Source organism: Bacillus sp. FJAT-29790, from assembly GCF_019039215.1.
GTDB lineage: Bacteria > Bacillota > Bacilli > Bacillales > Cytobacillaceae > Cytobacillus.
Window position 1 is genome coordinate 343177 of record NZ_JAHNZZ010000001.1, and the last position, 14800, is coordinate 357976.

A 14800-nucleotide genomic window follows, 5' to 3' on the forward strand; every position below is an offset into this window, starting at 1 on the left:
GGAGATTTGTACATCGAACTCTCTCTATTGGTAGGTTCATTTAATTTGGCTGTTTTCGTAAACTTTGTTGCTTTATTAATGTGAATTTTATATGTAATTCTGAGTTGATTGGAGCGGAGGGCACTTGACTCCTCGAAAATGCTATCGCTTTTCCTTCGTGCGTGGGCAGATTCAAGGATGTAAATTCAGTATCCAGCGGGAGATAGAGGGAACGGGAGACCCCACAGGCGGTAACGCCGAGGAGGCTTCCGTCCCTCCCCGCGGAAAGCAAGTGCCCGCAGCGGAAATCAACGGGCAAACTTTTAAAGCCAAAAACAACGAACTATGCGAAAAGAGCCTTTAATAAAGAAATATTTAGTTTCTCCTTATTTAGCTAGTCGTCTGGCAAGCAAAATGGTATAAATGAATAATGCAAAGATCGTAATAAGAGGTCCTGAATCGATCATGATAATATAACATTTCTGCACCCAAGAGCCGTCTTCAAAGAAACCAACCGGGATTGCATTTGAAGGCTGTTCAGTGTTATAGAAGCGTTCAAAGATAGGTCCCCAAAGAAAATAAACATATACAGCGGCAAATATCCCATGCAGGATTCTTGCAAAAAAGAAGGGCTTAAAATCAATATCAGTCTGTGCGAGTATGCTCGCTGCTTGCGCTTGAACGCTAAAACCGCTAAACGCTAAAATAAAGCTTGTAATAACCGTTTGCTGCATTAGAGTTGCTTGCTGGACTTGGCTTGTCATCTGGCTTCCCAAAGTGATCTCAAAAAGACCGGATATAAATGGGATGCTTAATTCAACTGGAAAATGGAGAGCGGCTAAAATCATTTCGATTAATTTGGCTAATAGAGCTGTGATTCCAAGGTGAAAAAGCAATTTATTGATAACTGAAAAAAGGATAATAAATCCGCCAATCATCAGTAATGTCCGTATTGAAGACATGACTGCATCGCCAAGCAGCTTACCAATCGGCCGATTATCGCTAATTCTCGTTCGATGGAGGGCTGAAAATGCAAACCTTAAAGAAGGTTTTCTTTTTTTCACCATCCTCGTCGCATCTTCTGTCCTGCCATAAAACCTCATTAATAGCCCAACTGTTAAATTTCCGAGATAATGACCAATTGCTAGTATTACTCCAAGCTTGGCGTTATTGAAAAAACCGACAGATACTGCTCCAAAAATAAACAATGGGTTAGAGCAGTTGGTAAAGGAAACGAGACGCTCGGCTTCCGTTTTAGATAGCTGACCTTCCTGTCTGAGTCGTGCTGTCAGCTTTGCACCAGCTGGATAACCGGATGCCATCCCCATCGCCCAGACAAAACCGCCTACACCAGGAACTTTAAACAAAGGGCGCATTAGCGGTTCAAGGAGAATTCCGATGAATTTCACGACACCGAAGCCAATAAGCATTTCAGAAACAATAAAAAATGGTAATAAGGAAGGAAAGACGATTTCCCACCACATGTTCAGCCCTCTAATAGAAGCATCGACCGATTCTTGGGGAAATGAAATGAGGGAAATGGCCATCATGGATACAGAAAGGGCAAGTACAATTGTTTTTAATTTGGAACGAAACACGGGTCTAGCCTCCCTCAAAAGGTGAACTAACGATACAGCTTTTCGGAAAAAGAAAAAACAAAATAGACATCGTTTGAGCAATGCTACTTTTTTATCCCGATTTATTGATGTTTTTTTGAAAAATAATGAAATGTAAATTAAAATATAGCCTTTAACTTTATTCAGCAGAAGTCTCTAAACGATATAAGTGGTGAGATGAATGCAAACAGGTATCCAATTCAGTGGGGTTCAACCCCCGGCGAGCCTTTAGATTTTTTAAAGGAATTTATCTAGCCAGCTAAAGTGAAAATCTGGGCGAAAATACGCCAGGGCGAATTTGATTCTGTTTGTGCCGGCTAGTCTTGTCCTCATATAAATCAATATACTCATAGAATAATAAAATAGACCATAAGATTGAAATATAGAGGGCTAGTAAGCAGTCGTCACAAACGTTAATGGATTAATAAAAAGGCTGTTTTGGTAAAGTTTGTTGCTTTTATAATGTAATTTCTATTTAATAATCTGAGTTGATGGAGCGGAAATCAACGGGCAAACTTTGAAGGTTAAAACAACAATATATCTAAAACAGCCTATAAAAAGGTTCATATCATCAAGATTGATCGTTCTTTTTCCTGGATAACGCAATGAAATAAATTAAATGCTCTCAGGAGGTGGAATTCTTTTTGCAGCGGCCGAAAATAGGTTTAGCACTCGGTTCAGGCGGGGCACGGGGGTTTGCCCATTTGGGAGCCATCAAGGTATTAAAGGAAGAGGGAATTCCTATTGATTTGATCGCGGGAAGCAGCATGGGAGCAATGGTCGGCTGTTTTTATGGGGCGGGGCTGGACATTGACCGACTTTATAAATTATCAAAGGCATTTAAACGAAAGTATTATTTGGATTTTACTGTCCCAAAAATGGGCTTTATTGCTGGAAAACGCGTCAAGGAGCTCATTCGAATTTTCACCCATGGAAAAAGACTTGAGCAATTGGAGATTCCAGTTAGGGTCGTTGCGACAGATTTAATGACAGGTGAAAAAGTTATTTTTGACAAAGGGTCGATTGCGGATGCTGTTCGAGCAAGTATTTCCATCCCGGGTATTTTTGTACCGGAAAAGTTAAATGGCCGCCTTTTAGTTGATGGTGGCGTTGTCGATCGTATTCCCGTTTCTGTTGTAAAAGAGATGGGGGCTGATATTGTTATTGCCATTGATGTCTCCCATGTTAAAATATGTACAGAAATAACCTCGATTTATGATGTTATTATGCAAAGTCTCGACATTATGCAGATAGAATTGGTGGCAAACAGGGAGATTGCTTCTAATTTCATGATTAGGCCAATGGTTGAAATGTACAACTCGAGAGCCTACACAAATATTGAGGAAATTATCTCCATTGGGGAAGAAGAAACACGGAAGCACATCGATTCGATTAAAGAATTCTTGAACGAGTGGAAGGAGCCACCTATTTAATGCGAAATAAACATTTTTTTCGTACCTTCATTATCGCAACATTCATTATCATGCTCAGCTCCTTTTATCATTTGCCATATTATGTATCAAAACCTGGAATGGCTAAGGAGCTGGCTCCTATCATCCATGTTGAAGGTGGCTATGAAGAAGAAGGAAGCTTTATGTTAACGACTGTAAGAATGGGAAAAGCGAATATTTATTCATATGCATTGGCAAAACTAAGCAAGTATCAGGAGCTTTATCCCCTTGAAGTAATTAGAAAGAAAGATGAAACGGAAGAGGAGTATAACGTCCGTCAGCTTCATTTAATGGCTTCATCCAAGTTGGCTGCAATTGAAACTGCCTATAAAAAGGCAAAGATTCCTATTCAATATCACTATAATGGAGTTTATGTTTTAAGTGTCGTCCCAAATATGCCGGCTAATGGAAAACTGCAGGCCGGAGACCGTATTTTTCAAGTTGATGGGAATGAATTTCAATCATCGGAACAATTTATCCAATATGTTTCAGGCAAAAAGGCTGGAGAAAGCGTAAAATTAACCTTTGAACGCCGCAAAAAAACAGATGAGGTTACGATTCCGCTGCAGATGAATCCAGATACCGGAAAACTAGGTGTAGGGATTGGCCTTGTTGATGATAAAGAGGTCATAGTTAAACCAGTTGTAACGATCGAGAGCAAGGATATTGGTGGCCCTTCGGCAGGTTTAATGTTTTCATTGGAAATATACAACCAGCTTGTGAAAGAGGATTTGACGAGAGGCTATCAAATTGCGGGTACAGGAACAATTGACGCAAACGGAATTGTTGGAAGTATTGGCGGGATCGAACAGAAAATCATTGCCGCGGATAAAGCGGGAGCAGAGATATTTTTTGCTCCGAATGAAGAAGGGGCTGCTGATTCCAATTATCATGCAGCTGCAGAGACCGCAAAAGACATCAAAACAAAAATGAAGATTATCCCTGTAGATACGTTCGACGAAGCAATTGATTATTTACGTAATCTTAAATCAAAATAGCGGCATGTTGCCGCTATTTTAATTTATCGCAGATTAACGGGCAGTAAATCCCTAATTAAAAATAGTACGTTGCTATGAGATTAGAGGGGATAAACTGCCCGTAAAGGCCCGAAATGGAATCACAGACTAAGAGCGCCACGTCCTGTGGCAACGTCTGTGTGACCCACATCCTGTGGGACGCAACTAACCATCAGTGGGAAAACCCCACTGATGGAAGTTTCACTTTATCATAATGGGCGGCTGCTTAAATTCTTTTTCCAAGAGCTGAGCTTGGCCTTTACCTGCAGCACCCATCGCATAAACTCTCGATGCCCTAATATCTAGCATTAGCTGTCTATTTTGCTGTGAGGACACTCTTGAAATGAGTGGAAGAGCCAGCCGGCTTTTATTTTGGTTTAAGTATTCTCTCCCATTACTCGTCATCCCTAAAAGGCGAAGATAGGAAGCTTTTTCGTCTTTCAACGACAGCTCATCTTTTGTTGTATTCGTTAAAATGTGAACACATGCTCTTTGCAGTCTTGTCCAAGTATAACGTTTAGTTTTTAACTTTTCCATAAATTGGCGAAAACTGAATGCTCCTTGGACAGCAAGCAGCATTCTATTCTCAAGGCCTTCTTCCACCTCGTATATATTTTTTAATTCATTTGGAGTAGTATGTAGCAGGCGGAATTTTAAATATGAAAAGTATTGTTCCCACTCATGAAATAACCCGAACTCTTCCTTATATTTGAGAAGGGAATTATAGGTAGTTTCGGGCATATAATGCTGCACATCGGAAATTTGGCCATTATGAGAGAAGAGAGCTTTTCTTATACTCGTCGCACTCGCAATCGACTCAGATGCAAAATGCTCGTCATGGTAAGCAGCGTCTTTTCTTGTTACTGTTAAGACCTCAAGCGAAGCTTTCTGTTTTTGGGCAGCCATTAAATATTGATATCCCAAAATATTATTCGGCTTTGATAAATCGATCATTCCTTCATCCGGGGAAAGATCATCAAATGCCAAAGAGGATGCTTTTGGATAGCTATTTCCTTTTTGTAGGTGAAATTTCACCTGATTTTGATAGTGCTCGTTGTTATTTTTTAAAAATAACAGGGTTCTTTGGAAGCTATCCATATTTCCCGCCTCGCTTCCAAAGCAAAGGGACCGGCAGCCGGCAGCTTCAAGTATGGATACAGCTCCGCTAGCGAAGGTATCGGCCTGCTGTGTGGCAAATGCATAAGGCAGTTCAAAAACAATATCAACTCCGGCTTTCAACGCCATTTCGGTTCGCTTCCATTTTGAAACGATTGCTGGCTCGCCGCGCTGAAGGAAATTTCCGCTCATAACAGCGATGACAATTTCTGCTTTTGCTGCTTTTCTTGCCTCCTCAAGGTGAAAAGCATGACCATTATGGAAAGGATTATACTCAACTATCACGCCAACTGCATTCATATTATTATTCTCCTTAAAAAAGGCCGTTTTCGTAAACTTTGTTGCTTTATTAGTGTGATTTTATATAACAAGTTGAGTTGATTGGAGCAGAGGGCACTTGACTCCTCGAAAATGCTACCGCATTTCTTTCGTGCGTGAGCCGATTCAAGGATGAAAATTCAGTATCCTGCGGGAAATAAAGGGAATGGGAGACCCCACAGGCGGTAACGCCGAGGAGGCTCCCGTCACTCCCCGCGGAAAGCATGTGCACGCAGCGGAAATCAACGGGCAAATTTTGAAGGCTAAATCAACAAAATATACGCAAAGAGCCTAAAAAAATTTAAATAGTCAAAGATTAAAAGTGGGGTGTAAAGTGAAAGATAATTAATAAAAGCGGTTTTAGAGCCTTTCAAAAATTGCTAAAATAGGTTAAAGTAATCTAATAATGTTCACATTATACTGTAAAGAAATTTTATTGACAAATAATTATATGAAAGCTATAATTACCTTTGTTGCCTTGGGGTGATTCGTATGAAATGGACTTTAAGTCAGTTACAAAAATACCGAAACAAGGAAATGCTCATTGATGAAATAGTTCATGTTGACGAGATCAAAAAAACAGATCCGACAATTAGAGACGCTTCACCAATGAGAATTACTGGTCGTGCAGATATTGACTCGACCAAAGTGACTTTTCATTTAAAAATAAAAGGTCATTTAATTCTTCCTTGTTCTCGTACTTTAGTTGACGTAAATTTTCCAGTTAATGTTGAAACAACAGAAACTTTTCTCTTAAAAGGTTTGGATTATGAAACCGAAGAGGAAGTTCACCAAGTAAAAGGTGATCTGATTGATCTTATGCCGGTCATTCATGAGATCCTGTTACTCGAGGTTCCAATGCAAGTGTTCTGCGAAGATAGCAGCGAAGAAGGCGCTCCTCAATTCGGAAAGGATTGGGAGGTCATTCATGAGCAAGATAAAAAGGATAAAATCGATCCTCGTCTTGCTGGACTTGCTCAATTTTTTGATCAAAATGATCCTTCCTCTGATTCTTAATCGGAGGAAAAATAAGAAGCAATTGAAGAATCCAGCATGATCTGGCCTTCATAACTTTCTTAATTCTCTTTAAGGAGGTGGGAAGAATGGCTGTACCTTTTAGAAGAACTTCTAAAACCGCGAAAAGAAAGCGTCGTACCCATTTTAAATTACAGGTTCCTGGGATGGTATCATGCCCAAACTGTGGTGAAATGAAACTTGCTCACCGCGTTTGTAAAGCTTGCGGAACATACAAAGGAAAAGAAGTTGTAAACAACTAATTCTTTTCTAAGATAAAAAGCACAAGAACAATTTGTTCTTGTGCTTTTTTCGTGTCCTTTGCTACTATTTAAATAATCGGAAGAATCAAATAACCTAATGGAGGAAAATATGAAACCTTACATAATAGAAGAGCATGGTGATGGACTATTAGTGTTTATGATTAACAGGCCTGACAAAAGAAATGCAATCAGCTATGAAGTGATGGATGGGTTAGAGGAAGTGTTGGCAATCGCTATGGAGGATCGAATTAAAATCCTTGTGATTACAGGTGCGGGTGACAAGGCATTTTGTTCGGGTGGGGATTTATCAGCTTTTCATAGTTTAAAGACGTCAGATGCAGCATATGAAATGTTAAGCAAAATGTCCAATTTGCTAGTCAAGCTGCTTTTCCTTCCGAAACCAACTGTGGCACTAATGAATGGTACGGCTGTAGGTGGTGGGTGTGAGCTAGCATCAGCGTGCGATTTTCGGTTTGCAAGTAAGCATATAAAGGCCGGTTTTATTCAAGGGACATTAGCTATTACGACAGGCTGGGGCGGTGGTACGTTTCTATCGGAAAAGCTATTGCCTGCAAATGCTATGAAGATGTTAATGGAGGCATCCCTATATGATGCTGAACAATTACTGGAATTAGGATTTGTTCAGTCGGTTTTCAATGGTGATCCACTGGAAAATTGCCGGCTATTTTTAAACAAAATGCTCACACTTGAGGCGGATGTTTTAAAGTCATATAAAGGGCTGTTTACTAATAAATGGACAGCACAAAACATTGAAGAGAGAGTCGAGCAAGAAGTGCGCCGCTGTGCGATTTTATGGGAGGGCGAAGCACATCATCAAAAAGTTTCCAGCTTTTTGAGCGGTAAGTAGTTTGCTATCCAGTTTGTTTCTACTACGTATTTTCTGTGTAAATAATAAATCGTCGGTCGGCTTACGCAGAACTTGTCCTTTAGACATGCTGAATAACCAGCACAGTGAAAGAAAGCCGACCGATATTTACATACTGGGTTAGGAGTATACGCTCGTGAATGTTTTGAGTATAAACACGGAGGTAATCAGTCTATCTTTTCTAGCATAAGCATATGATAAATAAAAAACACTAGGAGGGATATTCTGATGCCTTCAACTCGTCAGGATGCTTGGTCTCATGATGAAGATTTGCTTCTTGCGGAATTGGTGCTTCGTCATATCAGAGAAGGAGGAACACAGCTGCAAGCATTTGAAAATGTAGGAAAGCAGCTTACTAGAACGGCTGCAGCCTGTGGATTTCGCTGGAATTCATTTGTAAGGAAACAATATAAATCAGGAATTGAACTCGCAAAAAGGCAACGAAAAGAAAGGAAACAAAACCCGTACCAAAAGGCTGAGGAGCTGAATGAAATTGAACAGGCATCAGCCAATCCCGAAGTTCACGATGCGGTTACAGAAGAAAAGGAAACGATGGTTGAATTTGAGGAAGTAATCTTTTATTTAAAAAACCTGTACGAAAAGGCAGAAAAATCTGATTTGGAAAATGAAGATATAAAAACATATGAAAATCGGATTCAGAATCTCGAAAAACAATTATATTATCTTGCAACAGAAAATGAAAAATTAATAAAAGAATTAAACACAATTGAGAAGGATTATAAAGCATTGATAGAAATAATGGAAAGAGCCAGGCAAATGGTTGGCATAAAAGAAGAGCACAGACAGCAAAAGGTTTAGTATAAATAAACAACCTGCCAAACGGTGGATCTTGTAAAAAAGCGGAAAATAAATTGTCCGCTTTTTATAAAAATAAGAAAGTATAACTTTTTCGAGTTAGGTGACTGTCTAGCTCCACAAGGAACGCTTCGGCAGCATAAGCATCGCACGAGTAAAAGCGGTAGCTTTTAGGAGGAGCGCCTCCCTCGACGTACAGGACGTACTGGTGTCTACAATGCGTCAGGACGTTGCGTTTTTGTTGATCTCGGGGTCACGAGCCTCAAGGAAAGGTAGAGCTCACCTTTCCTTGAGGCTCGTCTTGTGCTATGCCTGAAGCTGACCGCTAAGGAAAACTTTTAGAATAATCATCGCAGGAACAATCTGCTTTTTGAATGTTCCGAAGAAGCTTCCGTTATTCTAGTGAGTCTGCTCTTTAACACCTTCAGGAAACCAGACAAGCGGATTTTCTCCAAGATCTCTCCCCATCTCATATTGTACAGAGGAGAACCCCATTTTTTCCCAAAAATCATAGGATTTGACCCGCGGATTCGTTTTAATAGGAAGTCCAAATCCTTTGGCGAATTCGACAAGTGCTTTGCCGTAGCCTTTGTTTTGATAATCGGAAATAACCTCAAGCTTCCAAAGTTCTAAATAATCTTGGGCAGGATCGAAATAACGGTCGAATTTCTCATCAACTTGATAGAGGCTCATTCTGGCAACAAGTTTGTCACCGAAATATACTCCGTAAAATGGAGATTCGCTGTCGTTTTCAATAATATTGGCTTCTAGGTCTTCAAACATGGAAAGCTCCTGTAAGCCATATTCCCTAAATTTTTTAAACTCTTCTAGTGTTTTATAATTTACCATTAGCTTTTCAACTTTGTAATTCATGTAATACCCCTCCTCTATTGCTCCTCTAACCTGAAATGGATTTTATTTAAATTGCGCTAGTATTTTTAGGTGCGCTGTTATTAACTAATCATATTATATAACAAATAAACGAAAAATTCTGCCCATCTCCCAAAACTAAACGGGATTTCTTTTTATTTTCTCAATGGCTGTTTTCGTAAAGTTTGTTGTTATCGGGAATAAATAATGCCCGTTCCTTTCCGCTACAGGCACTTGCTTTCCGCAGGGAGGAAGTCGAGCCTCCTCGACGTTCCGTCTGCGGGGTCTCGCCTTTTCCTCTATCTCCCACAGGAGTCAAGTGCCTTCCGCTCCAATCCACTCACCGTTTTCAATGGTGATAAAAGCAATAATCTTTTAGAAAACATCCATCTCATAAACGAGAACAAAAAAATAAAAATCGAAAGCGTTTGCAATTTTTGCAGGGAAAAGCCATGGAATTGTAGAAATATAATATATTATCGGATTGTTAAGAAAAATGTAAGTTCCGCGAGCTGACTATAATGAAATGAAAGGGGACTTAGAGTGCAGAAAATATTAATTGCCAATAGGGGAGAAATTGCTTTAAGAATCATCAATACTTGTCATGAGATGGGAATTGAAACAGTAGCGATTTATTCTGATGCTGATAAAGATATGCCCTTTGTCAAACAAGCAACATATGCTTTCAGGGTGGGAGAACCACCGGTAAATAAATCATATTTGAAGACTGATGTCATTCTTGAGATAGCTAAAAATGAAGGCGTCGATGGCATTCATCCTGGATATGGATTCCTTTCAGAAAATGCAAATTTCGCAAGAGAGGTAATCAGAGAAGGAATTGCTTTTATCGGGCCGAACCCAGATACAATTGAATTAATGGGTGATAAAATCGTATCTAGAAGGACGATGATTGAAGCGGATGTTCCAGTTGTTCCCGGGAGTGAGGGAACTTCCACTCTTGAAGATGCATGCAGTCTAGCCGCATCGATGGGCTACCCGGTAATGCTTAAAGCAAGCGGCGGTGGGGGCGGGATTGGCATGGTATGCTGTGAAAATGAGCAAGCGCTCACCAAGTCGTTTTCATCCACTAAAGCCCGAGCTAAAGCTTATTTTGGTACAGAAGAAGTATTTGTAGAGAAATACATTAAAAATGCTAGGCATGTCGAAATTCAAGTTTTCGGGGATCATCATGGGAATATCGTCCATTTATTTGAAAGGGACTGCTCTATTCAAAGGAGACATCAAAAAGTAGTTGAAGAATCACCGTCCCCATTCTTGTCTGAAAACACAAAGCAAAAAATGTATGAGACCGCTTTAAAGGCAGCCTCAGCTGTTACCTATAAAAATGCGGGAACAATTGAATTTATTGTTGATGAACAAGAAAACTTTTATTTCCTTGAAATGAATACTAGACTTCAAGTGGAACATCCAGTAACCGAACAGATTACTGGTCTTGATCTAGTCAAATGGCAGATTCTTGTGGCAAGAGGAGAAAAACTTCCGCTGCTCCAAGCTGAGATTCAGCGATCAGGGCATGCGATTGAATTTAGACTGTATGCAGAAGATCCAAAAAGCTTCCTTCCGTCCCCAGGGAAAATTGAAATCTTCGAATGGAATAGCTTTCAAGGTGTCAGAGTTGATCCAGGCTATAAATCCGACTCAACTGTTACACCTTTTTATGATCCGATGATTGCGAAATGCATTATTCATGCGGATACAAGGGCTAACGCAATAGAAAAAGCCGACAAATTTTTTAATGAGTTAAAAGTAGAAGGAATTAAAACAAATGCCCCGCTCTTTAAAGAGATTTTAGAAGATCACGATTTCCGAAAGGGAAACTATTCAACAGGATTTTTAACGCAAATTAAAGGAGGAATAAAAAAATGAAAGAAATAACATCATCAATGGCTGGTACTGTATTAAATATTATGGTTGTAAATGGAGACGAGATCACCGCAGGCCAGGAAGTGGTTATGCTTGAATCAATGAAGATGGAAATCCCTGTCGAAAGTCAATCGGCTGGTAAAGTGGCTAAATTGAAGGTGAATATTGGTGACTTTGTAAATGAAGGGGACGTATTGATCGTTATTGAATAAATCGAGTCTTCTATCAGCGGGGGATATCCTTGATCATGAAGTGTAAAATCCCTTTCGAATCAACAGGAAAAATCTTTAATTAGGAGGAGAAGTATGACGACTGCAAATACTTTAGTGGAAAAACTAAAAGAAAAAAGCAGAGAAATTGAAGCTGGTGGGCATCCAAAGTACCATGAAAAACTTCAGGAGCAAAATAAACTGTTTGTACGGAAACGGCTGGAACTCCTTTTTGACAACGGGGACTACGAAGAGGATGGGAAATTTGCGAACTGCATGGAAAAAGATTTGCCTGCTGACGGGGTCGTTACGGCAATTGGAAAGGTTAATGGACAGACGGTTTGTGTGATGGCGAATGATTCAACTGTTAAAGCTGGCTCGTGGGGAGCAAGAACAGTTGAAAAAATTATCCGTATTCAAGAAACGGCGGAAAAATTAAAAGTGCCATTATTGTATTTAGTAGACTCTGCTGGAGCGAGAATTACTGACCAGCTGGAAATGTTCCCAAATAGGCGGGGCGCAGGACGTATTTTTTATAATCAAGTTAAGCTTTCAGGCATGATTCCACAAATTTGCTTATTATTTGGGCCGTCTGCTGCTGGCGGAGCCTATATCCCTGCATTTTGCGATATCGTCATCATGGTTGACCAAAACGCATCGATGTATTTAGGTTCACCGCGGATGGCTGAGAAAGTAATTGGTGAAAAAGTAACGCTTGAAGAGATGGGCGGCGCCCGGATGCATTGCACGGTGAGTGGCTGTGGCGATGTTCTTGCTTATAGTGAAGAAGAAGCGATTGAATCTGCGAGAAATTATCTTACATACTTTCCGGCAAGCTTTAAGGAAAAACCGCTCAAACTTGAAGCTGTTCAGCCAAAAGCAGGCCGTGTGTTAGAAGAGATTATTCCTAAAAACCAAAATGCACCTTTTGACATGTATGAATGTATTGATGCATTAATTGATGAGGGCAGTTTTTTTGAAATCAAAAAGCTGTTTGCTGCTGAACTAATTACCGGTTTAGCCCGAATTGGCGGGAGAGCAGTTGGCATTATCGCCAATCAACCCCGTGTAAAAGGGGGAGTCCTTTTTGTAGACTCTGCCGATAAAGCGGCGAAATTTATACAATTATGTGATGCATTCCATATTCCGTTATTATTCCTTGCCGATGTGCCGGGCTTTATGATTGGAACAAAAGTGGAAAGGGCAGGCATTATCCGTCATGGTGCGAAATTGATTGCGGCAATGAGCTCAGCTACTGTTCCGAAAATATCTGTTGTTGTGCGAAAGGCATATGGCGCAGGACTATATGCCATGGCTGGACCAGCATTTGAGCCTGATTGCTGTATCGCCTTACCTACTGCACAAATCGCAGTAATGGGGCCAGAAGCAGCCGTCAATGCGGTGTATTCAAATAAAATTAATGAAATCGAGGACCCGAAAGAGAAGATCGCATTCGTGCAGGAAAAACAGCGTGAATACAGTGAGCATATTGATATTTATAGGCTCGCATCTGAACTGATCGTGGATGATATTGTATCCCCGTATGATTTACGGGATGTACTCATTCAAAGATACGATTTGTATGACACGAAGGAATTAATCTTTAGTGTTCGCAAACATCCAGTTTATCCAGTTTAGGCTCCATGCAGACTCCCTTCTTTGATTTTTCGAGGAGGGGGGTTTTTCTGTAACTTTATTCAGCAGAAGTCTCTAAACGATTTAGTGGCGAGATAATGTAAACAGGTATCCAATTCAGTGGGGTTCAAGCTCCGGCTGAATAAAGTTAAGCCTCCGGCGGATGCCCCAGATTTTTTAAAGGAATATATCGGGCTAGCTCGATAAAAATCTGGGCGCAAATACACCAAGGCGAATTTGATTGTAAATATATTCTTCCTTTCTTCCCAACTTTTTTATTATTTCTGCTAAAATATGACTAAATACATAAATAAAAGAGGTTATCATGAAAATCGGTATTATTGGCGGAGGGTCGATCGGCCTGCTTTTTGCCCATTATTTAAGCAAGGATCATCAAGTTTGTGTTTATACACGTTCCAAAGAACAGGCAAAAAAATTATCTATTGAGGGCCTTATTTTTGAAAAAGGCGGTAAACGGATAAATGATTCTATACATGCTGCCGTTCTTTCAGATTGGAGGGATCAAGAGGATTTAACGATTATTGCCGTAAAGCAGTATGATTTACAAAGGGTTTTGGACATATTGGCGGGGATCACTCCAAGTTTCAAAAGTTCATTCTTGTTTCTCCAAAATGGCATGGGGCATTTGAATTTGCTCAAGGAATTAAAGGCGAATCATATTTTTGTTGGAATGGTTGAGCATGGGGCGAATAAAATTGGAACAAATCATGTGCTGCATACTGGAGATGGAATGACAAAGTTAGCTTTATATAGCGGAAATAGCTTATCTATATTAAAAGAAATGGCTGCCCCGCTTTCATCCCAGTTTCCATTTATAATTGAAGCTGACTATCATGAAATGATGACTAAAAAGCTTATCGTCAACTCTTGTATTAATCCATTAACAGCTATATTAAATGTTCGTAATGGCGAGCTTCTGGAGAATCGATATTATAAGGAAATTTTCAAGCAATTATTTTTAGAAATTTGCTTAATATTAAACATCGCGGATAAAAAGAGCACATTCGCTCATATCAAAGACGTATGTAGAAAAACAGCAGCAAATCGTTCATCCATGCTGAAGGATTTAGACGAAAAACGGCCAACGGAAGTAGATGCCATTCTTGGATATGTCATAGAAAAAGCAAATCAAAGGCAAATGGCTGCTCCCCTTACAGAGAGTTTTTATTATCTGATAAAAGGAAAGGAGTATGAAGAGAGGGGGAAATAAGGATGGGTTCTTTTTTTTCAGCAATTGTTGCTACGTTCGTTACGATCCCAATACTTGCGTATTTGCTAGTTTTCATAATCAGTAAGCAAGTGACAAGGCAGCATCGGCGCTCCGTTCATATAGCACTCGATGTCAGTACATTGCTTTTTGTCATTTCTGTACACTATTTAATTGTTACGATTTGGGCTCAATCATATTTATGGGTTATTTTTCTGTCCATGCTTATCATTGCAGTCATTTTTGTTATCATTCATTGGCGGGTGAAGCAAGAAATCAATTTCACGCTCATTTTTAAAGGTTTTTGGCGCTTGAATTTTTTCATCTTCTTTACTGCTTATGTCGTACTAATGGTTATTGGGTTAGTTCAAAGTGTAAGTGCTTTTGTTTCGGTTCCATAATGATTATGAATGATTATGCTTACATAGTTAATTTTGCTGATTTTTTCATTAGGCTGTTTTCGTAAAGTTTGTTGCTTTTATAGTGTGATTTTTATTTG

Annotated in this window: 14 protein-coding genes; 11 read left to right on the forward strand and 3 right to left on the reverse strand. The window is 39.8% G+C overall.

What is annotated here, in order from left to right; all coding sequences use genetic code 11:
- Positions 1–365: 365 nt before the first annotated feature.
- Positions 366–1577 (reverse strand): sporulation integral membrane protein YlbJ, encoded by a 1212-nt coding sequence (gene ylbJ / locus BGM26_RS01690; protein ID WP_217037995.1) that lies wholly within the window; start codon positions 1575–1577, stop codon positions 366–368.
- A gap of 662 nt (positions 1578–2239) precedes the next feature.
- On the opposite strand from ylbJ, the gene BGM26_RS01695 reads away from it, so the two are divergent.
- A complete protein-coding gene (locus BGM26_RS01695; protein ID WP_217037997.1) occupies positions 2240–3028 on the forward strand; it encodes a patatin-like phospholipase family protein in 789 nt (262 codons plus the stop codon).
- A complete protein-coding gene (locus tag BGM26_RS01700; protein WP_217037999.1) occupies positions 3028–4044 on the forward strand; it encodes a SepM family pheromone-processing serine protease in 1017 nt (338 codons plus the stop codon). The genes BGM26_RS01695 and BGM26_RS01700 overlap by 1 nt, the downstream gene beginning before the upstream one ends.
- Before the next feature lie 219 nt (positions 4045–4263).
- Here the strand turns inward: BGM26_RS01700 and BGM26_RS01705 are convergent, their stop codons facing one another.
- A complete protein-coding gene (locus tag BGM26_RS01705) occupies positions 4264–5478 on the reverse strand; it encodes a nucleotidyltransferase (protein WP_217038001.1) in 1215 nt (404 codons plus the stop codon).
- Positions 5479–5988: 510 nt separating this feature from the next.
- On the opposite strand from BGM26_RS01705, the gene BGM26_RS01710 reads away from it, so the two are divergent.
- From BGM26_RS01710 to BGM26_RS01725, 4 genes are all read left to right on the forward strand, one after another.
- On the forward strand, positions 5989–6513 hold the full coding sequence (locus BGM26_RS01710; protein ID WP_217038003.1) for a YceD family protein: 525 nt from the start codon (positions 5989–5991) through the stop codon (positions 6511–6513).
- 86 nt (positions 6514–6599) lie between these two features.
- Entirely contained in the window at positions 6600–6773 is a 174-nt protein-coding gene (gene rpmF, locus BGM26_RS01715) for a 50S ribosomal protein L32 (protein ID WP_053475556.1), read from the forward strand.
- Positions 6774–6882: 109 nt separating this feature from the next.
- Positions 6883–7641, forward strand: coding sequence for an enoyl-CoA hydratase/isomerase family protein (locus BGM26_RS01720; protein WP_217038005.1), 759 nt, complete (start codon positions 6883–6885; stop codon positions 7639–7641).
- A gap of 246 nt (positions 7642–7887) precedes the next feature.
- Positions 7888–8478, forward strand: coding sequence for an RsfA family transcriptional regulator (locus tag BGM26_RS01725; RefSeq protein WP_217038007.1), 591 nt, complete (start codon positions 7888–7890; stop codon positions 8476–8478).
- 396 nt (positions 8479–8874) lie between these two features.
- On the opposite strand, the gene BGM26_RS01730 is transcribed toward BGM26_RS01725, so the two are convergent.
- The gene (locus tag BGM26_RS01730; protein WP_217038009.1) at positions 8875–9348 is read right to left on the reverse strand and encodes an N-acetyltransferase; all 474 of its coding nucleotides are present in this window, start codon (positions 9346–9348) and stop codon (positions 8875–8877) included.
- Positions 9349–9888: 540 nt separating this feature from the next.
- Here BGM26_RS01730 and BGM26_RS01735 point away from each other — a divergent pair.
- The 5 genes from BGM26_RS01735 (at position 9889) to BGM26_RS01755 (ending at position 14702) form a co-directional block, all read left to right on the forward strand.
- Entirely contained in the window at positions 9889–11232 is a 1344-nt protein-coding gene (locus BGM26_RS01735; RefSeq protein WP_217038011.1) for an acetyl-CoA carboxylase biotin carboxylase subunit, read from the forward strand.
- Positions 11229–11441 (forward strand): acetyl-CoA carboxylase biotin carboxyl carrier protein subunit, encoded by a 213-nt coding sequence (locus BGM26_RS01740; protein WP_217038013.1) that lies wholly within the window; start codon positions 11229–11231, stop codon positions 11439–11441. The genes BGM26_RS01735 and BGM26_RS01740 overlap by 4 nt, the downstream gene beginning before the upstream one ends.
- Positions 11442–11534: 93 nt before the next feature.
- A complete protein-coding gene (locus BGM26_RS01745; protein ID WP_217038015.1) occupies positions 11535–13076 on the forward strand; it encodes an acyl-CoA carboxylase subunit beta in 1542 nt (513 codons plus the stop codon).
- 322 nt (positions 13077–13398) lie between these two features.
- A complete protein-coding gene (locus BGM26_RS01750) occupies positions 13399–14304 on the forward strand; it encodes a 2-dehydropantoate 2-reductase (protein ID WP_217038017.1) in 906 nt (301 codons plus the stop codon).
- A 2-nt stretch (positions 14305–14306) separates the two neighbouring features.
- Positions 14307–14702: a DUF3397 domain-containing protein gene (locus BGM26_RS01755; protein WP_217038018.1), complete on the forward strand. Its 396-nt coding sequence runs from the start codon at positions 14307–14309 to the stop codon at positions 14700–14702.
- The last annotated feature ends 98 nt before the right edge of the window (positions 14703–14800 follow it).

What these genes read in the sequence shown, in the direction of transcription:
- BGM26_RS01730 (WP_217038009.1), bottom strand. Translation starts at nt 9,348, where the DNA reads ATGAATTACAAAGTTGAAAAGCTAATGGTAAATTATAAAACACTAGAA.
- BGM26_RS01720 (WP_217038005.1), top strand. Translation starts at nt 6,883, where the DNA reads ATGAAACCTTACATAATAGAAGAGCATGGTGATGGACTATTAGTGTTT.
- BGM26_RS01705 (WP_217038001.1), bottom strand. Translation starts at nt 5,478, where the DNA reads ATGAATGCAGTTGGCGTGATAGTTGAGTATAATCCTTTCCATAATGGT.
- BGM26_RS01700 (WP_217037999.1), top strand. Translation starts at nt 3,028, where the DNA reads ATGCGAAATAAACATTTTTTTCGTACCTTCATTATCGCAACATTCATT.
- BGM26_RS01710 (WP_217038003.1), top strand. Translation starts at nt 5,989, where the DNA reads ATGAAATGGACTTTAAGTCAGTTACAAAAATACCGAAACAAGGAAATG.
- BGM26_RS01755 (WP_217038018.1), top strand. Translation starts at nt 14,307, where the DNA reads ATGGGTTCTTTTTTTTCAGCAATTGTTGCTACGTTCGTTACGATCCCA.
- BGM26_RS01745 (WP_217038015.1), top strand. Translation starts at nt 11,535, where the DNA reads ATGACGACTGCAAATACTTTAGTGGAAAAACTAAAAGAAAAAAGCAGA.
- BGM26_RS01725 (WP_217038007.1), top strand. Translation starts at nt 7,888, where the DNA reads ATGCCTTCAACTCGTCAGGATGCTTGGTCTCATGATGAAGATTTGCTT.
- BGM26_RS01740 (WP_217038013.1), top strand. Translation starts at nt 11,229, where the DNA reads ATGAAAGAAATAACATCATCAATGGCTGGTACTGTATTAAATATTATG.
- BGM26_RS01750 (WP_217038017.1), top strand. Translation starts at nt 13,399, where the DNA reads ATGAAAATCGGTATTATTGGCGGAGGGTCGATCGGCCTGCTTTTTGCC.
- rpmF (WP_053475556.1), top strand. Translation starts at nt 6,600, where the DNA reads ATGGCTGTACCTTTTAGAAGAACTTCTAAAACCGCGAAAAGAAAGCGT.